This window comes from Micromonospora humida (assembly GCF_016901255.1).
In the GTDB taxonomy this organism is placed as follows: domain Bacteria; phylum Actinomycetota; class Actinomycetes; order Mycobacteriales; family Micromonosporaceae; genus Micromonospora; species Micromonospora wenchangensis.
Window position 1 is genome coordinate 237,456 of the sequence record NZ_JAFEUC010000004.1, and the last position, 21,541, is coordinate 258,996.

Annotated in this window: 22 protein-coding genes and 1 tRNA gene; 13 read left to right on the plus strand and 10 right to left on the minus strand. The window is 72.2% G+C overall.

Annotation, left to right across the window (positions count from 1 at the left end; genetic code table 11):
- Window positions 1–26: 26 nt before the first annotated feature.
- Together JQX11_RS10685 and JQX11_RS10690 are read right to left on the minus strand one after the other, a co-directional pair.
- Window positions 27–1,343, minus strand: coding sequence for a S8 family peptidase (locus tag JQX11_RS10685; protein ID WP_204924825.1), 1,317 nt, complete (start codon window positions 1,341–1,343; stop codon window positions 27–29).
- Window positions 1,344–1,636: 293 nt separating this feature from the next.
- On the minus strand, window positions 1,637–2,683 hold the full coding sequence (locus JQX11_RS10690; protein WP_204924826.1) for a glutathione S-transferase family protein: 1,047 nt from the start codon (window positions 2,681–2,683) through the stop codon (window positions 1,637–1,639).
- An 83-nt stretch (window positions 2,684–2,766) separates the two neighbouring features.
- Between JQX11_RS10690 and JQX11_RS10695 the strand changes: the two genes are divergently transcribed.
- A complete protein-coding gene (locus JQX11_RS10695) occupies window positions 2,767–3,189 on the plus strand; it encodes an ester cyclase (protein WP_204924827.1) in 423 nt (140 codons plus the stop codon).
- Here the strand turns inward: JQX11_RS10695 and JQX11_RS10700 are convergent.
- Window positions 3,170–3,745: a Uma2 family endonuclease gene (locus JQX11_RS10700; RefSeq protein ID WP_204924828.1), complete on the minus strand. Its 576-nt coding sequence runs from the start codon at window positions 3,743–3,745 to the stop codon at window positions 3,170–3,172. The two genes, JQX11_RS10695 and JQX11_RS10700, sit on opposite strands and share 20 nt — an antisense overlap.
- A 130-nt stretch (window positions 3,746–3,875) precedes the next feature.
- On the opposite strand from JQX11_RS10700, the gene JQX11_RS10705 reads away from it, so the two are divergent.
- From JQX11_RS10705 to htpX, 7 genes are all read left to right on the plus strand, one after another.
- A complete protein-coding gene (locus tag JQX11_RS10705) occupies window positions 3,876–4,469 on the plus strand; it encodes a NuoI/complex I 23 kDa subunit family protein (protein ID WP_204924829.1) in 594 nt (197 codons plus the stop codon).
- Entirely contained in the window at window positions 4,466–5,008 is a 543-nt protein-coding gene (locus JQX11_RS10710; RefSeq protein WP_204924830.1) for an NADH-quinone oxidoreductase subunit J family protein, read from the plus strand. Before JQX11_RS10705 ends, JQX11_RS10710 begins: the two co-directional genes overlap by 4 nt.
- Entirely contained in the window at window positions 5,005–5,385 is a 381-nt protein-coding gene (nuoK, locus tag JQX11_RS10715; RefSeq protein ID WP_307826146.1) for an NADH-quinone oxidoreductase subunit NuoK, read from the plus strand. The genes JQX11_RS10710 and nuoK overlap by 4 nt, the downstream gene beginning before the upstream one ends.
- On the plus strand, window positions 5,382–7,295 hold the full coding sequence (locus tag JQX11_RS10720; protein WP_204924831.1) for an NADH-quinone oxidoreductase subunit 5 family protein: 1,914 nt from the start codon (window positions 5,382–5,384) through the stop codon (window positions 7,293–7,295). Before nuoK ends, JQX11_RS10720 begins: the two co-directional genes overlap by 4 nt.
- Before the next feature lie 173 nt (window positions 7,296–7,468).
- On the plus strand, window positions 7,469–8,998 hold the full coding sequence (locus JQX11_RS10725) for a complex I subunit 4 family protein (protein ID WP_204924832.1): 1,530 nt from the start codon (window positions 7,469–7,471) through the stop codon (window positions 8,996–8,998).
- Between the two features lie 31 nt (window positions 8,999–9,029).
- Window positions 9,030–10,571 (plus strand): NADH-quinone oxidoreductase subunit N, encoded by a 1,542-nt coding sequence (locus JQX11_RS10730; protein WP_204924833.1) that lies wholly within the window; start codon window positions 9,030–9,032, stop codon window positions 10,569–10,571.
- Between the two features lie 200 nt (window positions 10,572–10,771).
- A complete protein-coding gene (gene htpX / locus JQX11_RS10735) occupies window positions 10,772–11,650 on the plus strand; it encodes a zinc metalloprotease HtpX (protein WP_204924834.1) in 879 nt (292 codons plus the stop codon).
- 151 nt (window positions 11,651–11,801) lie between these two features.
- On the opposite strand, the gene JQX11_RS10740 is transcribed toward htpX, so the two are convergent.
- Both JQX11_RS10740 and JQX11_RS10745 read right to left on the minus strand, forming a co-directional pair.
- Window positions 11,802–13,022: an MFS transporter gene (locus JQX11_RS10740; RefSeq protein ID WP_204924835.1), complete on the minus strand. Its 1,221-nt coding sequence runs from the start codon at window positions 13,020–13,022 to the stop codon at window positions 11,802–11,804.
- A complete protein-coding gene (locus JQX11_RS10745; protein ID WP_204924836.1) occupies window positions 13,022–13,159 on the minus strand; it encodes a hypothetical protein in 138 nt (45 codons plus the stop codon). Before JQX11_RS10745 ends, JQX11_RS10740 begins: the two co-directional genes overlap by 1 nt.
- A 188-nt stretch (window positions 13,160–13,347) precedes the next feature.
- Between JQX11_RS10745 and JQX11_RS10750 the strand changes: the two genes are divergently transcribed.
- The gene (locus tag JQX11_RS10750; protein ID WP_204924837.1) at window positions 13,348–14,607 is read left to right on the plus strand and encodes an MFS transporter; all 1,260 of its coding nucleotides are present in this window, start codon (window positions 13,348–13,350) and stop codon (window positions 14,605–14,607) included.
- 117 nt (window positions 14,608–14,724) lie between these two features.
- Here the strand turns inward: JQX11_RS10750 and JQX11_RS10755 are convergent, their stop codons facing one another.
- On the minus strand, window positions 14,725–15,219 hold the full coding sequence (locus JQX11_RS10755) for a YajQ family cyclic di-GMP-binding protein (protein WP_204924838.1): 495 nt from the start codon (window positions 15,217–15,219) through the stop codon (window positions 14,725–14,727).
- A gap of 148 nt (window positions 15,220–15,367) precedes the next feature.
- On the opposite strand from JQX11_RS10755, the gene JQX11_RS10760 reads away from it, so the two are divergent.
- A tRNA-Tyr gene (locus tag JQX11_RS10760) sits at window positions 15,368–15,451 on the plus strand.
- A gap of 666 nt (window positions 15,452–16,117) precedes the next feature.
- On the plus strand, window positions 16,118–16,999 hold the full coding sequence (locus tag JQX11_RS10765; RefSeq protein ID WP_204924839.1) for a hypothetical protein: 882 nt from the start codon (window positions 16,118–16,120) through the stop codon (window positions 16,997–16,999).
- A 118-nt stretch (window positions 17,000–17,117) separates the two neighbouring features.
- Here JQX11_RS10765 and JQX11_RS10770 read toward each other — a convergent pair whose 3' ends face one another.
- Both JQX11_RS10770 and JQX11_RS10775 read right to left on the minus strand, forming a co-directional pair.
- Window positions 17,118–17,981, minus strand: coding sequence for a protein phosphatase 2C domain-containing protein (locus tag JQX11_RS10770; protein WP_204924840.1), 864 nt, complete (start codon window positions 17,979–17,981; stop codon window positions 17,118–17,120).
- 130 nt (window positions 17,982–18,111) lie between these two features.
- A complete protein-coding gene (locus tag JQX11_RS10775; protein ID WP_204924841.1) occupies window positions 18,112–19,014 on the minus strand; it encodes a DMT family transporter in 903 nt (300 codons plus the stop codon).
- Window positions 19,015–19,232: 218 nt separating this feature from the next.
- On the opposite strand from JQX11_RS10775, the gene JQX11_RS10780 reads away from it, so the two are divergent.
- Window positions 19,233–19,775: a DapH/DapD/GlmU-related protein gene (locus JQX11_RS10780; protein ID WP_204924842.1), complete on the plus strand. Its 543-nt coding sequence runs from the start codon at window positions 19,233–19,235 to the stop codon at window positions 19,773–19,775.
- Between the two features lie 120 nt (window positions 19,776–19,895).
- Here the strand turns inward: JQX11_RS10780 and JQX11_RS10785 are convergent, their stop codons facing one another.
- Together JQX11_RS10785 and JQX11_RS10790 are read right to left on the minus strand one after the other, a co-directional pair.
- A complete protein-coding gene (locus JQX11_RS10785) occupies window positions 19,896–20,333 on the minus strand; it encodes a hypothetical protein (RefSeq protein ID WP_204924843.1) in 438 nt (145 codons plus the stop codon).
- A 45-nt stretch (window positions 20,334–20,378) separates the two neighbouring features.
- Window positions 20,379–20,891 carry a GyrI-like domain-containing protein gene (locus JQX11_RS10790; protein ID WP_204924844.1) on the minus strand — a complete coding sequence of 171 codons (513 nt, stop codon included), beginning with the start codon at window positions 20,889–20,891 and terminating at the stop codon, window positions 20,379–20,381.
- Between the two features lie 479 nt (window positions 20,892–21,370).
- Between JQX11_RS10790 and JQX11_RS10795 the strand changes: the two genes are divergently transcribed.
- Window positions 21,371–21,517: a hypothetical protein gene (locus JQX11_RS10795; RefSeq protein WP_169733070.1), complete on the plus strand. Its 147-nt coding sequence runs from the start codon at window positions 21,371–21,373 to the stop codon at window positions 21,515–21,517.
- The last annotated feature ends 24 nt before the right edge of the window (window positions 21,518–21,541 follow it).

Below are 21,541 nucleotides of genomic sequence, written 5' to 3' on the forward strand. Positions count from 1 at the left end.
CACTGTCCGGGGCCCCTCCGGCGCGCTCACGGCGCGGCGTAGAGCAGGCGGTTCGGGGAACCGACCCCCGGGTTGACGACCTTGCCGGTGGTGGCGGCGGTGATCAGGGCGCTCTTGGCGGTGGCGAGGGTCGCCGACGGGTTGGTCTGCCGGTAGCGGGCCAGCCAGCCGGTGACGTGCGGGGCCGCCATCGAGGTGCCGGACCAGCCGCTGGCGACGGCGGTGTTCGAGGCGATGCCGGCGGAGGTGATGTCGACCCCCGGGGCGAAGATGTCGACGCAGGTCCCGTAGCTGGAGAACGAGGCCCGGTTGTCGTTGATGTCGGTGGCCGCGACGGTGATCCCCCGGGTGGAGCGGGGGCCGTTGGTGCAGGCGTCGGTGTTGAAGTTGTTGGCGATGAACACCGGGTACACGCCGTGGTCGATCAGGTTCTCGATCGAGGTGTTGGCGGAGGTGCCGTAGCCCTGGAGGCTGAAGTTCGCCACCGAGACGGTCGCGTGGTTGGTGGCCAGCCAGTCGACGCCCTCGATCAGGTCGGTGCTCCACCCGGAGTTGTCGCACTGGAGCACCCGGACCGCCCGCAGCGTCACCGACTTGGCGACCCCGTAGGTGGTGCCGCCGATGGTGCCGGCGACGTGCGTGCCGTGGCCGTGGCAGTCGTTGGTGCCGTTGCCGTCACCGACCGCGTCGTAGACCCCGGCGGCCCGGGTGCCGAAGTCGACGTGGGTGGCCCGGATACCGGAGTCGACGATGTACGCGGTCACCCCGGAACCGGTCGAGGTGTAGCCGAAGCTGTTGCTCAGTGGCAGGTTGCGCTGGTCGATGCGGTCCAGCCCCCACGACGGCGGGTTGCTCTGCACGGCCTGGATGGACACGCCACCGGCCTGGGCCCGCTCGGCGCGGGCCGTCGTCGGTCCGGTCCGGTCCGGGGTGGTGCTGGTCAGCCCGCCCTCGATCCGGGTGTCCCGCTCGACGTACTGCACGGCCGGGTCGTTGCGGACGGCGGCGAGGGCGGCCGGCGGCAGCACGGCGGCGTACCCGTCGAGGACCTGGGTGTAGCGGTTCAGCACGGTGCCGCCGGCCCGCTCGGCGACGGCGGCCGACTGGTCGGTGCGGGCGAGGCGGGCGGTGCGCTCGCCGCTGACCGGCTTGTCGGAGAGGACGACGATGTACCGGTCCGGCGCGGCTTGCGCGCTGCCGGCCAGCAGCGGCGCGGGCGCGGCCCGCCCCGGGCCGGGGGTGGCCGGTGCCGCGACGGCGGCGTTGGTGGTGGTGGCGAGCGCGCCGGCGAGAACACCGGCGAGTACGCCCAGACGTGCGGTCCTGCTACCCAGCTTGCGCAAGGCTAGATCCTCCTCAAGAGGGGAGTCCGTAGTGGACTGGTAGCCCGTCGACGGGAATCGCGGCGACGGACATCCCCTAGTCGAACAGGTCATATTGACCATCGTGTTAACTCTTGGGCACTGAAGGTGAATGTGCGACAGCTCTCAGTGTCCGGATTCGACTGTGGTCCGGCGACCGGCCGGAACGGCGGTGGCCCGGTGACCGCCCGGCCGTAGTGGCTCGCGTTCAGGTGGGGCGACGGCAGCGCGCCCCCGCCCGGTGGTCCGGGCGGGGGCGCGTGGCCGGTGGCGGTTCAGCCGATCGGGGTGTGCTCCGCCGGCACCTGCTCGGCCGGCAGCGGGGGCGGCGGGGGCGTGCCGTCGCCGAACGGTCGGCCGCCGAGCGCCTCCCGCCCGTGCGGGCTGAGCCAGTTGACCAGGTCCGGGCCGAGCGGCACCACCCCGGTCGGGTTGATGTCCCGGTGCACCTCGTAGTAGTGCCGCTTGATGTGGTCGAAGTCGATGGTGTCGCCGAACCCGGGGGTGGTGAACAGGTCCCGCGCGTACGCCCACAGCACCGGCATCTCGCTCAGCTTCTGCCGGTTGCACTTGAAGTGGCCGTGGTAGACCGGGTCGAAGCGGACCAGCGTGGTGAACAGCCGCACGTCGGCCTCGGTGATGGTGTCCCCGACCAGGTAACGCTGGTTGGCGAGCCGGTCGCTGAGCCAGTCCAGCCGGTCGAACAGCCGCCGGTACGCCTTCTCGTACGCCTCCTGCGAACCGGCGAACCCGCACCGGTACACCCCGTTGTTGACGTCGGCGAACACCACCGCGTTCACCTCGTCGATCTCGGCGCGCAGCGCCTCCGGGTAGAGCTGCGGGGCGCCCTCGCGGTGGTACGCCGTCCACTGGGTGGACAGGTCCAGGGTCATCTGCGCGTAGTCGTTGGTGACCACCTGCCCGGTCGGCACGTCCACGATCGCCGGCACGGTGATCCCCCGGTCGTAGTCGGGGTAGCGGGCGAAGAACGCCTCGGCCAGCCGTTCGATGCCGAGCACCGGGTCGCGCCCGTCCGGGTCCAGGTCGAACGTCCAGCTCCGGGCGTCGTGGGTGGGCCCGGCCACCGCCATCGGCAGCGCCTCCTCCAGCCCGAGCAACCGCCGTACGATGATCATGCGGTTGGCCCACGGGCAGGCCCGGCTGACGACCAGCCGGTAGCGGCCCGGCTCGACCGGGTAGCCGTCCCGCCCGTCGACGGTGATCCGGGTGGCGATGTAGCGCTGGTCCCGGGTGAACTCACCGCCCGGCTCGACGTACTTGCCGCCGGTCTGGGTCGCCGTCGTGCCGTTGCTCTCCGCCATCGTGTCGCCTTTCGTCCGCTTCGGCTCCCATCATGGCGGGTCCGGCGTCCGGTGGCACGGTAACGCGGGCCTAGGCTGCCGGCATGATCGACGTGGAGGTGGTGGCCCGGCGGTTCGTGGCCGACGTGTGGAACGCCGGCCGCGAGGAGTCGGCCGACGAACTGGTCGCCGAGGAGTGCCCGGGGCTCGGCGGCACCGGCCCGGCGGCGGTGCTGGCCTGGCACCGGGACCGCCGGGCCGCCTTCCCCGACCTGCGCTACAAGCTGGTGGACGTGGTGGCGGCCGGGGACCGGGTGGCGCTGCGCTGGCGGGCCGCCGGCACCCAGGCGGGACAGTTCGGCCCGGTGCCGCCGACCGGGCAGGTGGTCAGCTACTCCGGGGCGACGTTCCTGCGCTTCGACGCCGCCGGGCGGATCGTCGACGTGTGGAGCGTCAACGAGCTGTTCCAACTGCTGCAACAGTTGGGTGTGGAGATGCTGCCGCCGCTCACCGACGCCGGGGCGTGATCCGGGCGATCGACAGGTTCACCGGGAACGGCTCACCGGTGTCGACGAACTTCGTCCACCGCCCGGTCTCCAGGTAGACCTCGTTCACCGCGTCGATCTTGTAGGTGTGCACGACCAGACCGTCGTCCTCCACCTCGATCCGCCAGTAGAACGGGATGCCGGCCTGCGCGTAGAGGGTCGGCTTGAGCACCCGGTCGATGGAGCGGGTGCTGGGGGAGACGATCTCGACGGCCAGCACCACCTCGTGCGGCTCGTACCGGGACGGTTCGCGGGCGGCGGCGGTGGACGTGGTCACCAGCACGTCGGGAATGAACGAGCGGGTCCGGTTGATCCGCACCTCCACGGCCTGGGTCACGTCGTAGTCGTCGGGGCACTCCTCTTCGAGCGCGACCATCAGGCGGCCGGCGATGGTCTGGTGGACACGGGTGGGGGAGGGGGACACGATCAGCACTCCATCGAGAAGTTCGCGGCGGCGGCCGTCCTCGGGCAGCGCGTCCAGATCGTCAGTCGTCCAGCCGCCCTCGGGCGGATGGTCGTTCTGCAGCGCGGCGGTCATCGGTCGGTCCTTCCCGGTGCGTCGTTCTCCCCGCCTGTCAGGGTAACGCCGGCAAACGCCGGGTGGTGGTCGCGCACGCCGTGGCCACAGGGCAGGATGACCCCATGAGCGAGCGAGTCGGGGCGACACGGTGAGCGAGCACGGCGGGGGCACCGGCGGCGGGCTGGTGAAGGGGCTGGCGGTCACGTTGAAGACGATGACCCGCCGGTCGCACACCCAGCAGTACCCCGACGTCGCCCCCGAGTTGCCGCCCCGCTCCCGGGGCGTGATCGCGCTGCTGACCGAGAACTGCACGGTCTGCATGCTCTGCGCCCGCGAGTGCCCCGACTGGTGCATCTACATCGACTCGCACAAGGAGGAGGTGGCGGTGGCCGGCGCGGCCCGTCCCCGCCAGCGCAACGTCCTCGACAAGTTCGACATCGACTTCTCGCTCTGCATGTACTGCGGCATCTGCATCGAGGTCTGCCCGTTCGACGCCCTCTACTGGTCGCCCGAGTTCGAGTACGCCGAGTACGACATCAAGGACCTGCTGCACGACCGGGACCACCTCGGCCAGTGGATGGCCACGGTGCCGCCGCCGCCCGCGCACGACCCGCACGGCGAGCCGGCCAAGGAGGAGACCACCGCCGCGCGCAAGGCCGCCGCCCCGACCAGCTCCGCCGCCCGCCCCACCGTGGTACGCCCCGAGCCCGGCCCCGCCGACGACGGAGGTGCTCCCCGGTGACCGGTGCGGACGTGCTGCTGCTCGCCCTGGGCGCGGTGGCGGTCGGGTCGGGGGTGCTGGTGGTCGCCACGAAACACCTGGTCCGGGCCGGCCTCTACCTGGTGCTCTGCCTGGGCGCGCTGGCCGGCGACTACCTGGTACTCACCGCCGAACTGGTCGCCTGGGTGCAGGTGCTGATCTACGTGGGCGCGGTGGTGGTGCTGCTGCTGTTCGCGGTGATGCTGACCCGGGCCCCGATCGGGGCGTCCGACGACCTGGACCGGCCGGGCTGGCCGGCCGCGCTGATCGGCGCGGGCACCGGGCTGGGCCTGACCGCGCTGCTGGTCGACGCGTTCCGCTGGTCGACGGTGGAGCTGCCCGCGGCGGGCACCGCCGAGGGCATCGGCGAGCAGGTGTTCCGCTCCTGGGTACTGCCGTTCGAGGTGCTGTCGGTGCTGCTGCTGGCCGCCCTGGTCGGCGCGGTCATCCTGTCCCGCCCCGACATCGGCCGCCGCCCCGACACCGCCCCGTCGTCGTCGCGCACCGAGGTCATCCGGTGAGGCCGGTCATCCCGTACGTCACGGCCGCGCTGCTGTTCGGCCTGGGCGTCTACGGCGTGCTGCGGCGACGCAACGCGGTGCTGGTGCTGATGGCGGTGGAGCTGATGCTCAACGCGGTCAACCTGATCCTGGTCACCGCCGACACCACCGTGCGGGCGGTCCTGCCGCACTCCGGGCAGGTCTTCGCGCTGTTCGTGATCGTCCTGGCCGCCGCCGAGATCGGTGTCGGGCTGGCCATCGTGCTCCAGCTCTACCGGCTGCGGGCCAGCGTCACCGTCGACGACGTGCCGCTGACCGAGCCGACCGGGGACCGGGCCGGTCCGACGGGTGACGTCACGGTCGGGTCGGCCGGCGTCCGCGCGGAGGCCGGGCGGTGACCGGGCTGCTCGGGGCGGCGCTGCCGGTCGTACCCCTGGTTGCCGGGTTGCTCGGGTTGCTGCTGCCGCCGGCACCGCAGGGCGCGACCACCGGGGAGGGCGCGGCCCGGCGGGCGGCGATCGGCCTCGGGGTGGCCGGCGCGGCCGGCGCGCTGCTGGTCGCGGTGCTACTGCTGGTACGGGTCGGCGACCCGGTGGAGACCAGCACCACCTGGATCGACCTCGGGGGGCTGCGGGTCACCCTCGGGGTACGGCTGGACGGCGTCGCCGCGCTGGTCGCGGTCGCCGTGGCGGCGGTGGCGCTGGCGGTGCAGGTCTACTCGGTGGCCTACCTGCGGCGCGGCCCGCACGACGACGTCGAGGTGGACCACCGCTATCCGCCCTACGCCGCGCAGATCAGCCTGTTCACCGCCGCGATGCTGCTGGTGGTGGTCAGCGGCGACCTGATCCTGCTGCTGGTCGGCTGGGAGGTGATGGGCCTCTGCTCGTACCTGCTGATCGCCCACGACCGACGGCTGCCCGAGGCGCCCGCCGCCGCGATGAAGGCGTTCCTGGTCACCCGGGTGGGTGACGTCGGGTTCCTGCTCGGCATCGCGCTGCTCGGCGTCTCCGCCGGCAGTTTCCGGATCGCCGACGTGCTCGCCCACGACCACTCCACCGGCATCCTGACCGCCGCCTGCCTGCTGCTGCTCGCCGGGGTGGCCGGCAAGAGCGCCCAGTTCCCGCTGCACACCTGGTTGCCGGACGCGATGGCCGGCCCGACGCCGATCTCCGCGCTGATCCACGCCGCGACCATGGTCGCCGCCGGGGTGTACGCGGTGACCCGGCTCTACCCGCTGTTCACCCGGGCCCCGGTGGCGCTGGCGGTGCTCGGCGTGCTCGCCTCGATCACCCTGCTGCTCGGCGCGCTCGCCGCCACCGCCCAGGACGACCTGAAGCGGGTGCTCGCCTGGTCGACGGTCTCCCAGCTCGGCTACATGACCGGCGCGCTCGCCGTCGGTGCCCCGGCCGCCGCGCTGTTCCACCTGCTCACCCATGCCGCGTTCAAGGCGCTGCTGTTCCTCGCCGCCGGTGCGGTGATCCACGCCGTCGGCACCACCCTGCTGTCCCGGATGGGTGGGCTGCGCCGCAGCATGCCTGTCACCTTCTGGTGCACCCTGATCGGCCTGGGCGCGCTGGCCGGGGTGCCGCCGCTGTCCGGGTTCTGGAGCAAGGACGGTGTGCTCGCCGCCGCCGAGGCCGCCGCGTTCGACGGCACCGGCCCCGCCCCGACCTGGGTGGGGTGGCTGGTCTGGCTGGCCGGGCTGCTCGGGGTGCTGCTCACCGCCGCGTACGCCACCCGGCTGCTGCTGCGCGCCTTCTTCGGCGAGCCCCGGCTGCCGCTGCTGCACCCGCACGACCCGCCGGCGGCGATGCGTTGGCCGGTGCTGCTGCTGGCCGTCCCGGCCGCGCTGCTCGGCCTGGCCGCGTTCTGGCCGCCGTTCACCGACCGGCTGCGGGGCACCGCCGCCGACGTCGACCTGGTCCACCTCGCCCCGGCGGTGCTGTTGCCGATCGTGCTGCTGCTGGCCGGGGCGGGGCTGGCCTGGGCCGGCTGGCGGCGGGACCCGGCAGCCGATCCGGCCCGCGCGCTGGGTCCGCTGCGGCCGGTGTTCGCCCGCGCCTTCCGCCTCGACGACCTGCAACACACCCTCGTGGTACGCCCCACGACGGCGCTCGCCCGGGTGACCCGTACCGGTGACGAGGTCGGGGTGGACGGCCTGGTGGAGGGGATCGGCCGGGGCACCTCCACCCTCGGTGCCGGGCTGGCCGCGCTGCACCGGGCGGCGCTGCCCCGCGCGACGGCGGCGGTGCTGGCCGGTGCCCTGCTGATCGGCCTCGCCGCCGCCCTGATCGGAGTCTCCTCATGAGCGCGAGGAGTGCAGCGCAGCGGAGCCCCGCAGTCGCGAATGAAAGGTCGGTTCGGTGAGCGCGAGGAGTGCAGCGCAGCGGAGCCCCGCAGTCGCGAACGAGAGGCGGGCCCGGTGAGCGCGAGGAGTGCAGCGCAGCGGAGCCCCGCAGTCGCGAACGAGAGGCGGGCCCCATGACTGTTGGGCAGGTGTTGCTGGTCGCGGTGCTGGTGCTGCCGGCGGTGGGGGCGGCGCTGGTGGCCGTGCTCCCCGGGGAGCGGGCGGCCCGGCTGCTGGGTACGGCGGTCGCCGGCCTGACCCTGGTCGGGGCGGCGCTGCTGGTGCTCGGCGACCACGGCTGGTTCGGCTACGGTCCGGCTCCCGCCGTACAGCCCTGGCACGAGGTCGACCTGCCCTGGGTGCCCGGCCTCGACCTGCGTTTCCACCTCGGGGTGGACGGCATCTCCTGGCCGCTGGTGGTGCTCACCGCCCTGCTCACCCTGCTCTGCTGCGGCTACACCGTGCGCCGGGTGCCCGAGGGCCGGGGGAGCGGCCGGGCGTTGGTGGCGTTGCTGCTGGTGGTCGAGGTGGGCATCCTGGGCACCTTCCTCGCCCTCGACCTGGTGCTCTTCTTCGTCTTCTTCGAGGTCGTCCTGCTGCCGATGTACGCGATCATCGCCGGCTGGGGCGGCACCGGCGATGACCTGCCGGCACGCGACGCGGCCCGCGCGGCGGCCCGCAAGTTCGCCCTCTACACGCTCTTCGGCTCGGTGCTGCTGCTGGTCGGCGTGTTCGTCGTGGTGGCCGCCGCCGGCACCGCCGACATCGTCGCGCTGACCGGCGGGGTGGGGCTGTCGCGGGGCACCCAGTTGGCCGCGTTCGCCCTGCTCGGGTTGGCGTTCGCGGTGAAGGCCCCGCTCTGGCCGCTGCACACCTGGCTGCCCGACGCGCACACCCAGGCACCCACCGTCGGCAGCGTCATCCTCGCCGGGGTCCTGCTCAAGATGGGCACGTACGGCCTGATCCGGGTCGCCGTCGGGGTGGCCCCGGAGGGTGCCCGCTGGGCCGCGCCGATCCTCGGGGTGCTGGCCGTCGCGGCGATCCTCGTCGGCTCCCTGGTCTGTCTGGCCCAGGACGACCTGAAGCGGCTGATCGCCTACTCCAGCGTCGGACACATGGGGTTCGTGCTGCTCGGGGTGGCGACGCTGACCGCCACCGGCATCCAGGCGGCGCTGATCGGCAACGTGGCACACGGGGTGATCACCGGGCTGCTGTTCTTCCTCGCCGGGGCGGTCAAGGACCGGGCCCACACGGGGGCGCTGGCCGAGTTGTCCGGGCTGCGGGAGACCGCGCCCCGGCTGGCCGGTCTGCTCGGCTTCGCGGCGGTCGCCTCACTCGGCCTGCCCGGCCTGGCCGGGTTCTGGGGTGAGGCGTTCGCGGTGGTCGCGGCCGTCGAGCGGGGCGGGCCGCTGTGGACCACGCTGGCGGTGCTGGCGGCGGTCGGCGGGGCGCTCACCGCCGCGTACTTCCTGCGGTTGCTGCGCCGGGTCACCCACGGCCGGCCCAGCCCGGCGGTGGGCCGGTTCACCCCCGCCCTGGCCGGGGTGGAGCTGACCGCCTGGGTTCCGCTGGTCCTGCTCGCCCTCGCCGTCGGCCTGGCACCCACCCTGGTGCTCGGCTACGCCACCGGCCCGGTGGACGCCCTGGTGGCGGTGGTCCGGTGACGTCCGCAGTCGCGAACGGAGGTGAGCACCGATGAGCGTGGTGCAGAGCGTCGACAACGTGGCGTTGCTGCCGGCGTACCTGGCGGCCGGCACCGCCGTACTCGTGCTGCTGGCGGATCTGCTGGTCGGCCGGGCCGGCGCGACGGTGGCCGTGGCCTGCGCGGGCGTCGTCGCCACCGGGGTCGGTGCGGTGGTGGTGGGCGGGGCCGGCACCCGGCGGACCTTCTGCATGGGGGCCGACTGCTCGTGGGTGTTCGACGGCCGGGCGGCCCTGGTCGCCGGGGTCTTCGCCCTGCTCACCCTGGGGGTGCTCGGGCTCTCCGGGCCGCTGCTGCGGGGCGGTCCGACGCCCGTCGGGGAGTACTGCTTCCTGCTGGCCTGCTCGATGACCGGTGGCGTGGTGCTGGGCGCGGCCGGTGACCTGATCACCCTGATCGTCGCCCTGGAGACCCTGACCCTGCCGTTGTACGTGCTGGTGGGTCTGCGCCGGGGCAGCCTGGCCAGTGCCGAGGCGGCGGTCACCTTCTTCGTGGTGAGCGTGGTGGCCACGACGGTCACCCTGCTCGGCGCGGCCCTGCTCTACGCGGCGACCGGCGGTCTGCACCTGGACCGGCTCGGCGGGCTGCTGGCCGACGCGCCCGACGTGCCGCTGGTGCCGGCGGCGGTGGCGTTGGTGGTGCTCGGGCTGGCCTTCAAGGTGGCGGCGGTGCCGTTCCACGCCTGGGCGCCGGCCACCTACGACGGGGCGCCCCTGCCGGTGGCGGCCTACCTGTCCACCGCGTCGAAGCTGGGCGGGGTGGTGGCCCTGCTGGCGGTGGTGCAGCGGGCGCTGCCGGCCGAGGTGACCGGCCCGGTGCTGGCCCTGCTGGCGGTGCTCACCATGACCGTGGGCAACCTGGTGGCGCTGCGCCAGCGGCGTACCGTCCGGTTGCTCGCCTGGTCGTCGGTGGCCCAGGCCGGCTACATCCTGGCGCCGCTGGGGGTGCTGGCGTCGGCCGCCGGCCGGGCCGACGACGTCCGGGCCGGCGCGTACGCCGCCGCGGTGGCGTACGCGGTCTTCTTCGTGGTGGTGGAGCTGGCGGCGTTCGCGGCGCTGGTGGCGCTGCGTCCGGCCGGTGCGGACGGCGGCGCGGTGGCGGACCTGCGTGGGGTGGGCCGGCGGCGGCCCTGGGCCGGGGCGGCGTTCGCGTTGGCCCTGGTCGGGCTGGCCGGCCTGCCGCCCGGGCTGGCGGGGTTGTTCGCCAAGGTGACCGTGGTCCGGGCGGTGCTGGACGGCGGGGCCGGCTGGCTGGCCGTGGCGGTGGCGCTGAACGCGGTTATCGGCCTGGCCTACTACCTGCGCCTCGCCGCCACCCTGTACGCCGACCCGACCGCTCCTGCCCCTGCCGGGGAGCCGGCCGCGACCGGCGTCCCCGCCCGAACCGGGCAGCCGGCCGCGCCCGTCGGGGTCGCGCCCGGGGTGACGCCCGGCCGGGTGGCCTGGCCGGTCTCCGTGGCGCTGGCCGGGGCGACCGCGCTGGCCGTGGTGATCGGCTTCGCCCCCCAACTGGTGCTGGATCTCGCCTCCCGCTGACCGGCCCGCTCGGAGCTTGCGCGCCGGCGGGCCGGACGCCCCCGACCTGGTGTCCCGGGTCGTCCCCGGTGTCCGGTCCGTTCAGCGGGTTCCCAGCTTCTGTCAGTCAACTGCCAGTCATGAGCTGGATGGTTGGCGGGTACCGGTGACGTTGTACCGGTCAGCGGGTCCCGCGTGATCCGCGCACCGAAGGAGCGATCGTGCATCACAACCGTCTGAAGACCGCAGCGCTGCTGGGCCTGCTGACCTCGCTGATCCTCGCGGTCGGCTACTGGTTCGGTGGGAGCGGTGGCCTCGTCGTCGCCGTCGTCGTCTCGTTGCTGATGAACGGCGTGACCTACTTCTTCTCCGACAAGCTCGCGTTGCGCTCGATGCGGGCGCAACCGGTCAGCGAGGCGCAGTTCCCCGAGCTGTACCGGATGGTGCGTGAGCTGGCCACCGAGGCCGGGCAGCCGATGCCCCGGCTGTACGTGAGCCCCACCTCGCAGCCCAACGCGTTCGCGACCGGTCGTAACCCGGCCAACGCGGCGGTCTGCGTCACCCAGGGGATCACCGAGATCCTCGACTACCGCGAGCTGCGCGGGGTGATCGGCCACGAGCTGTCCCACGTCTACAACCGGGACATCCTGATCTCCAGCGTGGCGGCCGGGCTGGCCGGCATCATCACCATGCTGGCGAACCTGGCGTTCTTCATCCCGCTGGGCGGCAGCAACGACGAGGACGGCCCGAACCCGGCCGTGCTGCTGCTCACCATCATCCTCGGCCCGATCGCGGCCACCGTGATCCAGTTGGCGATCAGCCGCAGCCGGGAGTTCCAGGCCGACGCCTCGGGTGCGCAGCTCACCCGGGACCCGTTGGCCCTGGCCAGCGCCCTCCGCAAGATCCACCTGGGTACCCAGGCCCGGCCGCTGCCCGCCCAGGGCCAGCTCACCAGCACCGCCCACCTGATGATCGACAACCCGTTCAAGCGGGATGGCGGCATCGCCGCGCTCTTCTCCACCCACCCCCGGATGGAGGAGCGGGTGGCCCGGCTGGAGCAGATGGCCCGCAACACCGGCCCGGTGCAGTTCCAGCGCTGACCCCGACCGACACCGCGCCCGCGTCCACGTTCCGGACGCGGGCGCGGTCGTCTGCGCGCGGCGCCCCCGCGCCGGGACCACCGGCGCGCGGTGGTCGGGGTCAGCGGTCCATCGCGGTACCCCCGCCGGGGAGCCGGGCCGCCGGAGGGGGTCAGTGCGGGGAAACGGTCGGTTGCGGGCCGGCGTCGGCCGGCAGCCGGTCGGGGCGGGTCAGCAGCACCACGACCAGGAGCAGCACCCCGGCCAGCAGGTAGGCCACGGCCGGCCCGAACAGCGCGGCGGCCGACCCGAGCAGGAAGATCCCGCAGCCGGCGACGACGATGTTGGCGGCCACGATGGTCGCCTCCACCTGCCCCATCCGCTCCACCGGGGCCAGCTGGGCAAAGGTGGCCTGCGCGCCGATCAGCCACCCGCCGCCCGCCCCGATCAGGGCGTTGGCGCAGGCCAGCGCCCACACCGGGGCGTGCGTGGCGACCAGCAGGGCGGCCAGCAGCAGCGCCCCGGCCAGGGCGGCGGCCACGGTGACCTGCCCGGCCAGCCGGCCCAGCCAGGTGCCCCGCCCCAACACCAGCACGAAGACCGCGCCGCCCAGCGCCGAGGAGGCCAGCACCACCGGCCGCCAGGCCCCGGCGGCGAGGTCCGGGGCGAGGGTCTCCGGTAGCGCGCCGGAGAGCACCGTGGCGAGGGTGAGCAGGGCCACACCGCGCAGCACCGGGTGCCCGGCGATGGTCCGCAGGCCGGCGGTGGCCGGCGGGCGCGGCCCGCGCCGCCGCTGCTGCCCGGTCGGCAGACCGGCCAGCACCACCGCCGCGACGAGGAACGAGACCAGGTCGATCAGGAGCGCCACCCGGGGGCCGAGGGCCACGGTGATGCTCGCCCCGGCCAGCAGCCCCACCACCTGGCCGATCTGGTTGGCGAAGGCCGACAGCCCGAACAGCGGCAGCCGCAGCGGGGCGTCCACCGACTCGGCGGCGACCGCCACGTTGACGCTGGAGTAGGCGGCCCGGACCGCGCCGAGCAGACCGGCCGCGACGATCGCCGGCACCGGCCGGGGCACCGCGAAGGGGACCGCGATCAGCACCGCGCCGGCCACCGAGAGCCAGACCAGCAGGGTACGGCGGGCCGGCACGTCCAGCCAGCCGCTGAACACCGTGGCGACCAGCAGGGCGGGCAGGGCGCGGGCGGCGTACACGGCGGCCGGCCCGAGGACCGACTGCGTCTGGTCGTACGCGAGCAGCAGCAGCGCGGCCAGCCCCACGAAGTCGCCCAGCTCGGAGATCCCCCGGGCGGTGACCAGGCGGGAGGCGACCGGATGCCGGAACAGGGCCAGGTAACCGGGGGGCGGTGAGAACCGCTCGTCGGCGTCGGTCATCAGGTCGTCGGGTCCGCTTCCTCGACCCCGTTCTGCTGGTGACTGGTGCTCTTGCGGAGCACCGGGGCAGCTTCCCGGCGGCGGCTGCCCGGGGACGCCGGGCCGGGCCGGCGGCGTTCGGTCGTCGTGCCGACCATTGGACCTCCTACGACATCGGGGGCGATCCAGCGGTGTATGTATCTGGGTCGATCAGCAAGTTACCCTCTCGCAGCCACCGGGTCAGCGGCCCCGGATGTGAGTGAATCGACCATTCCCGGAGCGACCTGCGGCGTTAGGGTCTACAGGGTTCTGAGTCGTTACCTGATCGTCTCCTGGGAGGTGTGCCGTGTCCGCACTGCGCCAGTACCTGGGCGTCTGGCGGATTCCCGGCGCCCCACTGCTGCTGCTCCTCGGCGTCGTCGGCCGGCTGGGCATCGGCATGACCCCGCTGGCGTTGCTGCTGGTCGTGGAGCAGGTCACCGGGCGGTACTCCCTCGCCGCCGTGGCCGGCGGAATCTACGCGCTGTCCGGTGCCGCGCTCAGCCCGGTCGCCGGCCGGATCGCCGACCGGGTCGGGCCCACGCCGGTGCTGCTGGTCACCGCCGTGGCGCATCCGCTGGCCCTGTTCGCGCTGCTCGGGGCCAGTCGCGCCGAGAACGCCGACCTGCGCCTGATCTACCTGGCGGCCGGGCTGGCCGGGGCCACCTACCCGCCGCTGACCGCCGCCATCCGGGGTGCCTGGAACGACCTGACCGCCCCGGCGACCGGCCGCTACCAGCTCCGCAACACCGCGCTGGCCGCCGAGACGTCGCTGTTCGAGGTCGTCTTCGTGCTCGGCCCGCTGCTCGTGGCCGCCTTCGTCCTGCTGGCCGACGCCGCCGCCGCACTGGTCGGCGCGGCCGTGGTGACCCTGGTCGGCACCGGCGGGGTGGCGCTGGGCCGGGTGATGCGCGCCTGGCGCCCGCACGCCCGCGAGCACCACGCCCGGGGCCTCGGCCCGCTGCGGGTCGGCGGGTTCCCGGCGCTGCTGGTCTGCGTGGCGAGCCTCGGCATCGCGTTCGGAGCGGCCGGGGTGATCGTGCCGGCGTTCGCCGGCAACCAGCCCACCGACGACCCACAGAGCCTGGCCGGCCTGCTGCTCGCCGTCTGGGGGGTGGGCAGCGCCGTGGGTGGTTTCTGGTTCGGGGTACGCCGCCCGGCGGCCAACATGACCCGCCAGTTCGCCTGGCTGCTCGGGGCGGTGGCCGGCACCCTGGCGATCTTCGCGGTGATGCCCGGCCCGGTGTCCCTCGGCATCGCCCTGGTGATCGGCGGAGCCACCATCGCCCCCGCGCTGACCCTGGAGAACACCCTGGTCGGGCGGATCACCCCGACGGGCATGCTCAACGAGGCGTACACCTGGGTGGTGACCATGTCGGTGGCGGCGAGCGCGGCCGGCGGCGCGGTCGCTGGCCTGATCGTCGACCACGCCGGCGGGGTGCCCTGGGCGTTCCTGTTCGCCGCCGGGGCGGTCGGCGTCGGGGCCGGCGTCGCGGCGCTGCCCGGCGGCCCGATCGCCCGCGCCGAGGCCGCCGCCACCCGCGCCGAACACCCCGTTACCGTCTGACCATCGTGCGCGCCCCTCGGGGGTACGCGGTCCCGCTGTCGTCCGGGGTCCGTGCGTGCGCCGGGCGGCCGTCCCCGTGGGGACGACCGCCCGGCCGGGTGGAGCCTGGCTACCGGGTCAGCGGTAGTTGGTGAACTGGAGGGCCACCCCGAAGTCCTCGCCCTTGAGCAGCGAGATGACGGTCTGGAGGTCGTCCTTCTTCTTGCCGGTGACCCGGAGCTGGTCGCCCTGGATCTGCGCCTGGACACCCTTCGGGCCCTCGTCGCGGATCTTCTTGCTGATCGCCTTGGCCTTCTCCGACTCGATGCCCTGGATCACCTTGGCGTCGATCTTGTAGACCTTGCCCGAGGCGCGGGGGTCACCGGCGTCCAGGGACTTCAACGAGATGTTCCGCTTGACCAGCTTCTCCTTGAACACGTCCAGGGCGGCGCTGACCCGCTCCTCGGTCTCGGCCTGAAGGCTGATCGCCTCCTCACCCGACCAGGAGATCTCGGCGCCGGTGCCACGGAAGTCGAACCGCTGGGCAAGCTCCTTCTCCGTCTGGCGAAGGGCGTTGTCGACCTCCTGCCGGTCGACCTTGCTCACGATGTCGAACGACGGGTTCGCTGCCATGCTGATGCTCCTGCTTGTCCGGCGGTCTGTCAGGGTCGTCGCGGTGCTGACCAGCCCCACGACCCTCTGACGGTACCCGGTTGCCACGCCCCCGGGGGCGACCGCTATCCTTGCTCCGCTGCCGCGTTACGACGCGGCGGTGTGCCCTGGCGGGTTGCCCGAGCGGCCAATGGGAGCGGACTGTAAATCCGTCGCGAAAGCTACAGAGGTTCGAATCCTCTACCCGCCACCAGGAGCACAGAGAAGCCCCTTACCTGCTGAAACGCAGGTGAGGGGCTTCTCTCGTCGATCCCACTGAGTCTCACTCAGTGCCGTTGGATCTCCCTCGTCACGGCAAATACGCGGCGGAGTTCGGTCAAGATCCTTCCTGGTCCTCGATCCTGAGCGCATTCTCGATCCGCCTCTTGGCGGCCTCCTGCTGACCGTCGATACACTTCGCGTAGACCTTCATCAGGACGTGCACACTGTGCCTGGCCCACTCGGCGACCTGCGGAGAGGGAACCTCGGGCTGCCGTCCGAGTCGGTCGATGACCTGTAGTAGAAGCTCTCCCGGGAGAGGGCGCTGACCGAAGCGCAGGTCGCCTCGCCGCTCGTTCGCCGGCCACACGACCTACGTCACGTGGCGGCCTCGCTCTGGCCGAACACCAGCGTTCTGCCGAGCGAGGCTGCCCGGAGCCTGGGCCACGGCACCGCCGTCCTGCTCCCTGTCTACGCCAACTGTATCGACGGGGGAGATGACATCGTGAATGGCAAGATCAGCGATGCGCTCGCATATGTGCCGGCGGTTCGAACCGGCAGAGGTGGGAGTCGGGATAAATAGAGAGTGGCGGTGGACCGTCGATCGGGAGCGGCTTGACCAGACGGGGACACTCGTAATCATGTGGCGACCATGTGTAGCTTGCTCGGCGTCGAGGGTTTCAGCTCAGGCAGGCGGTACACGGTGAAGGTGCATTCTGCTTGCGATCGGGAGGTGGCAACGGCGGGCACCCGAAGCCTTGCACCAGTACGGCGATATCGAGACCGCGCCATGTGGTTGACGCTTATCCCGCTGCTCCTAGCGCTGGTACTCGCGGGCTGCGACCCGGAGGGGGAGGGCAAGGGCAAGGTCAAATACAAGCCTGCGCTGCTGCCGGTGGCCCTGACAGTCGGTCCGGATGGCGTTGCGGTTGAGGGCGAGACGAGCATCGTCACCCCGATCGGCGAGTTCTCAATCGGAGCGGAGTACTCCCTCCCACCTCGAGATGGAAGCACGATCTACGTCTTGCTTCGGGACCGCAAGAAGGGTGCCACCGGGTTCGACAGTGTGTTCAAGGTTCAGACCGGACGCGACCAGCTCACCGTGGTCGTGAACGGAACCACCACCATCCAGGTCAAGGATGGCCAAGTCTTGATCGACGTCACCGGTGGCGCTGTCAAGAGGATCCAGTTCAAGCGAGTGGATCAAGCGAACGTGAAGGAAGGTGGGGACTCGTACTGGTCCAGCATTGGCGTGAAGTGGAGCCAGGGCTGGGACTCCTCCCTCTACAAGCCCTTCGTGCTCACCCGCTGGGCATACGACGACTCGACAATCGACAAGTGGTACGGCCTGGGGTTTGTCTGGTTCCTGCTGCGCTTGGCGCTCACCCTTGTGCTGCTGCTCGTAGATTTGGTGCTGAGTTCGATCTTCTTGCTGGCGCAGATCGCCTATTTGATCTTCGGCTCGACTGGACGGAACGTTGTATGGGGGGTTGTCATCCTGCTGGCGGTCATCGGGGCGATCCGCGGGTTCCTCTACTACTGATCTGGACGTTCTGCGTGTGGGTAGATTGTGGACGGCCAGCACCTCAGTCTCGTATCCGTCCCCTCCGACCGGTCGACTGGGCCGACCGTGTCATACACGTGTCGCTGTTCGATCATGTTCACGAGGGAGCGAGGCCCGATCCAGCGGGTGCCTGTCGGGCGGCAAACCGGGTGCACCAGGCCAGTGTGGCGTCGTCGTACGCCTTGGCGCGCGGCCACCGTCTGCCCTGCGGATCGCCGGCCTCCGCCGCCCGGACCCGCCGGATCACCTCGCCCGGCCCCTCTGCGGCGATGAGCGCGAGCACCTCCGGCCAGTCCGCCAGCGCGAACTGGTCCACGATGCGGCTGGCCCCGTCACTGAGCAGGACGGCACCCCTGATGTCCGCGACAGGACGGCTCCCGGTCAGCGCTTCCGTCGCCACCCCAGGATCGTCGGCGGCGACCCAGAACCCGCCGGGCCGGTTGCGATGGACGCGCGTGCTTTCGATGTATTCGCGCAGCGCCCGGTCGTGTTCGGCGCTCCCGTTCGGGGTGGCGTCCATCGCGGCGCGGTAGCGGCTGCCGACGGCGTCCACCCGCCCGTCGGTGATCACCTCGGGGGCGTTCCCGGCGTGGTCGAGGACCAGCACGGAGTCGGCGAGCGCGAGGTGGTCGGCGCGGTCGTCGTCGATCCGGAAGATGGTGACGGTCGCTGACGGACTGCTCGGGTCGCCGATGTCGCAGGTGTCCCGGTGCGCGTCGGCGACCTCCGCGATGGCCTGACCGAGGATGGCGGTGAGTTCCCGACCGTCGTCGGCTGCGAGCTGGGCGAGCAGCGCCCCGCCGAGCCGGCGGGTGTACCAGGCGACGCCATGCCGGCAGGTCGAGGTGGTGCCGGCCAGCCCGGCCCCGTCGAGCAGGACGACGGCATTCGGTACGGCACCGACGAAGTCCTCATTCGGCTGGTCGGGCTTGGCCGGGCTCGTTGCCATGACGACCTGCATCAGCGTCCTCCATGCCGTTCAGGGACCGATGAACCGTGGCGTCGGTGGCCGGCTTCGGGGCGGTGACCCATGGGCAGGTCCGTCCGAACCACCCGAGGTACGAGGATCGCTGGTCGATGTGACGTGCGGGTTATCCGATTTCGGTGGACCGTCGCCGGGTCAGGGTGACCCCGGCGAGGACCAGGGCGATACCGACCACGATCGCGGTCGTGACAGCCTCGCGGAGGATCGCCCAGCCGAGGATCACGGCGACGACGGGCAGCAGGTAGGTGACCACCGAGGCGGCGGTCGGCCCCTCGTCGTCGATGATGCGGTAGTTCAGGACGTAGGCGGCCCCGGTGCCGAGCACCCCGAGAACGAGCAGGCTCGCCACCGCGTCGAGCCGCCACACCGGCGACTCCAGGCCGGCGAACGGCAGCGCAGGCACCAGCAGCACGGTGGCCGCGCCGAGCTGGGCCGCCGACAGTACGAGCGGCGGGATCCCGCGTCCAGACAGGAACCGGCCCATGTAGACGTAGCCGAGTCCGTAGCTGGCGGCTGCGGCGAGGCAGGCGAGGCCGCCCCAACTGGCGATCTCGCTCGCGGATTCCCACGGCGAGAAGATGACCACGACGCCGAGGAACCCGAGGGTGAACCCGGCGGCCTTCTTGACGGTGACGGCCCGGTCGACGCCGACGAGGAACGCCAACAGCAGCGTCCACAGCGGCGTGGTCGCGTTCAACACCCCCGCCACGTTCGACCCGATCGTCTCCTCCGCGACGCTGAACAACAGGTACGGCACGGCGTTGGCGACCAGGGCCGCGACGAACAGGTGACCCCACAGCCGACCCTGCCTCGGGAAGTGGAGTCCCCGGGACAGGGCGATCGGGGTCAGGACCAGGAAGCCGAGCAGGAGCCGGGCGAACACGATCTGCACCGGGTTGAAGCCCCGCAACGCGAGCTTGATCCAGAGGAAGCCGGAGCCCCACAGCAGCGCGAGACCGGTGACCCGGGCGATACCTGCCCGGGTCACCCGCTGGCGGTCAGTCTTCACCGAAATCCCGTCATTCAGGGTGTTCGCATCGGTTCGGGTCATGTGGATGACTTACCTGATCCGCTCGCGGAGGAACAGGGCCCGGTCTCCCGGAGCAGGTCGACGGGAGTTGACCGGGCGCGCGGATGATGCGGGCACCGGTGGGCGGGCCGGGGGAGGAGCGGTGAGCGGGGCGGCCCACAGCGGCGCGCCCCTGCGGCGTCGGCGAGGATCGCGGGATGTCCGACGACCGCTTCATGCGTATCCACAGCCCCGAGTTCCAGGCGATGGCGGCGAGGGTGCTGCGGGCCACCGAGTTGACCTCCCGGCTGAACGTGCTGCCCTTCGACGACGAGGCCGGCCGGACGGAGCTGTTGGCGCAGCTTCTCGGCCGGCCGCTGCCGGCGCGGGTCACCATCTATCCGCCGTTCTACACCGATCACGGCCTCAATCTGGAGATCGCGGAGCGGGTGTTCATCAACCAGAACTGCACGTTCCTCGACTATGCCGGCATCCGGCTCGGCGAGGGCGTCATGATCGGCCCGAAGGCCACCTTCATCACCCTCGGTCACCCGGTCGACCCCGTGCAGCGGCGGGAGTGGCTGACCGGTGCGCCCATCGACGTGGCGGAGAACGTCTGGATCGGGGCCGGCGCGACGATCCTCCCCGGCGTCCGCATCGGCCGCGACGCCGTGGTGGCGGCCGGCGCGGTGGTCGCCGACGACATCCCGCCCGCCACCCTGGTCACCGGCCCCAAAGCGGGTGTACGCCGCCAGTGGTGACCCCCGGCCGCCGCGCCGTTGGGTCGAGGTAGCGGTATCGGGGTGGGGCGGATACCGCTACCTCGGCCCAGTTGCGTTGATCATGCGCGACGCCCGTCCCGGTCGGGGAGGCCGCGCGGGCTACGGCGTGGCCTCGTGGCCGGGCATGCCGTGGGTACGCCGCCGCTGCTTCATCTCCGCCTCGTAGAGGTGCCGCCGGCCGTCGGCCAACATCTCCCGGGCGTACCGCTCGATCTCCTGGAACGTGGCGTAGTAGCCGTCGTCGAACTCCTCCACGATCTGGAACGTCCACCGGCCGGGCAGCAGGTTGCGCCCCAGCAGCTCGTGTTCGACCCGGTCGGCCACCTCGTCGTGCCCGGCCCCGCGCAGCAGCTCCACCACCCGGTCCAGGGTGAGGTCCGCGCCGCCGACGAGCTGGTGCGCGGAGTAGAGGTGACCGCGCACCCGGTGGATCGTCTCCAACGCCTCGCTCAGCTTGCCCAACGCCTCGACCGTCGCGTCGTCGACTCCCGTCGGCCGCGCGTGCTCCTCGTCCACCGCACCGTTCTGACCTGCCATAACCCCCGACATACCCCCAAACCGCCCCAGCTATCCCGCCCCTGCTCAATCCGCCAGGCGGAACGCCAGCTGCGTCTTCCACGTGCTGCGGTCGGGGTCGTCGTCCGGGCCGAGGTGGTATATCTCCAGCCGGCAGCCCCAGCGTTCACCCGTCCCGGTGTCGCCGGCGTCCCAGCGCAACCCGTGGCGCCGGGCCCACTCCAGGAACGCCCCGGTGACCGCCACCAGTTCGTCGGGGTCGCCGACGTGGGTGGTGGTGAGGTAGCGGCCGGCCGGCAGCACGCCGGTGCCCAGGGGCGCCTCGACCGCGAGCTGCGTGCCGGCCGGCAGCGGCACGCCCGCCTCGACCTCCAGCTCCCGCGCCATGTCGATCACGTGGTAGCGCAGGAAGTCCGGGCCGGCCGGGGTGATCCCCCGCGCGGTCAGCCAGTCGGCCAGGTCCGACAGGGCGGCCGCGGCGTCGCCGATGGTCGCCATGGTCACCGTGCGTCTGATCCCCAGATACGGCTGGGCCGCCCGTTCCTCGATCACCGGCGTCGCCGGTGTCTGCGATGTCATGGATTCACGACATCATCGGGGTACGACATCACGGGGCCCGCCCGCCTCGGCGGGTGTTTCACCTGCTCGCGCCGGCTCGCCACCGTACGCGCGTTTTGTCGTTGATCTGGTGCGGAGTCCGTCGACTCCCGACAGGCCGCTTCCGTACCTGACGAAATGAGCTATGGTGATCGATGTGACGGTTCCGGGAGCAGTCGTCGCGGCCCTCGACTACGACGGCCGCACCGCTACCCGGAGAACGGCCCCGCGCCGTTAAGATCGGGTTTGCGTCGATAGTGACATTGGGCGATTCGTGGAGGCTGTTACCCGTCCTGGTGCCGCTGATCTGGCACGGGGAGGTGACGGTGGTGGGCCGAACGGCGGAACCTCTCCGCTGCTCGGACCAGCGCCGCTCTCCCCGCTTTTCTGGGTACCCGAGGTGTGGCACGATCGTGGAACCTCCACCATCCCCCGTGAACACTCTCTCGACAGGAGCAATCATGTCTGGTCGAAGGCTGGGCCGGCTGTTTGGCTCGCTCCTCGTGCTCGCCACCATCCTGGGTGGACTCGCCGTCGCCGGCGTCCAGTCCATCGACGGCAGCGCGCAAATGGCGGACGTCGTCTGGACGATGGGCGGCGCGCGCTAAGCCCCCGCGTCGTCCCCGCTCCCG

Excerpts from the sequence above, each read along its gene's own strand:
- JQX11_RS10690 (WP_204924826.1), bottom strand. The coding sequence starts at position 2,683 with ATGGCGGAGAGCAACGGCACGACGGCGACCCAGACCGGCGGCAAGTAC.
- JQX11_RS10695 (WP_204924827.1), top strand. The coding sequence starts at position 2,767 with ATGATCGACGTGGAGGTGGTGGCCCGGCGGTTCGTGGCCGACGTGTGG.
- JQX11_RS10700 (WP_204924828.1), bottom strand. The coding sequence starts at position 3,745 with ATGACCGCCGCGCTGCAGAACGACCATCCGCCCGAGGGCGGCTGGACG.
- JQX11_RS10725 (WP_204924832.1), top strand. The coding sequence starts at position 7,469 with ATGACTGTTGGGCAGGTGTTGCTGGTCGCGGTGCTGGTGCTGCCGGCG.
- JQX11_RS10730 (WP_204924833.1), top strand. The coding sequence starts at position 9,030 with ATGAGCGTGGTGCAGAGCGTCGACAACGTGGCGTTGCTGCCGGCGTAC.
- JQX11_RS10740 (WP_204924835.1), bottom strand. The coding sequence starts at position 13,022 with ATGACCGACGCCGACGAGCGGTTCTCACCGCCCCCCGGTTACCTGGCC.
- JQX11_RS10745 (WP_204924836.1), bottom strand. The coding sequence starts at position 13,159 with ATGGTCGGCACGACGACCGAACGCCGCCGGCCCGGCCCGGCGTCCCCG.
- JQX11_RS10755 (WP_204924838.1), bottom strand. The coding sequence starts at position 15,219 with ATGGCAGCGAACCCGTCGTTCGACATCGTGAGCAAGGTCGACCGGCAG.
- JQX11_RS10770 (WP_204924840.1), bottom strand. The coding sequence starts at position 17,981 with ATGCAGGTCGTCATGGCAACGAGCCCGGCCAAGCCCGACCAGCCGAAT.
- JQX11_RS10780 (WP_204924842.1), top strand. The coding sequence starts at position 19,233 with ATGTCCGACGACCGCTTCATGCGTATCCACAGCCCCGAGTTCCAGGCG.
- JQX11_RS10785 (WP_204924843.1), bottom strand. The coding sequence starts at position 20,333 with ATGGCAGGTCAGAACGGTGCGGTGGACGAGGAGCACGCGCGGCCGACG.
- JQX11_RS10790 (WP_204924844.1), bottom strand. The coding sequence starts at position 20,891 with ATGACATCGCAGACACCGGCGACGCCGGTGATCGAGGAACGGGCGGCC.
- JQX11_RS10795 (WP_169733070.1), top strand. The coding sequence starts at position 21,371 with ATGTCTGGTCGAAGGCTGGGCCGGCTGTTTGGCTCGCTCCTCGTGCTC.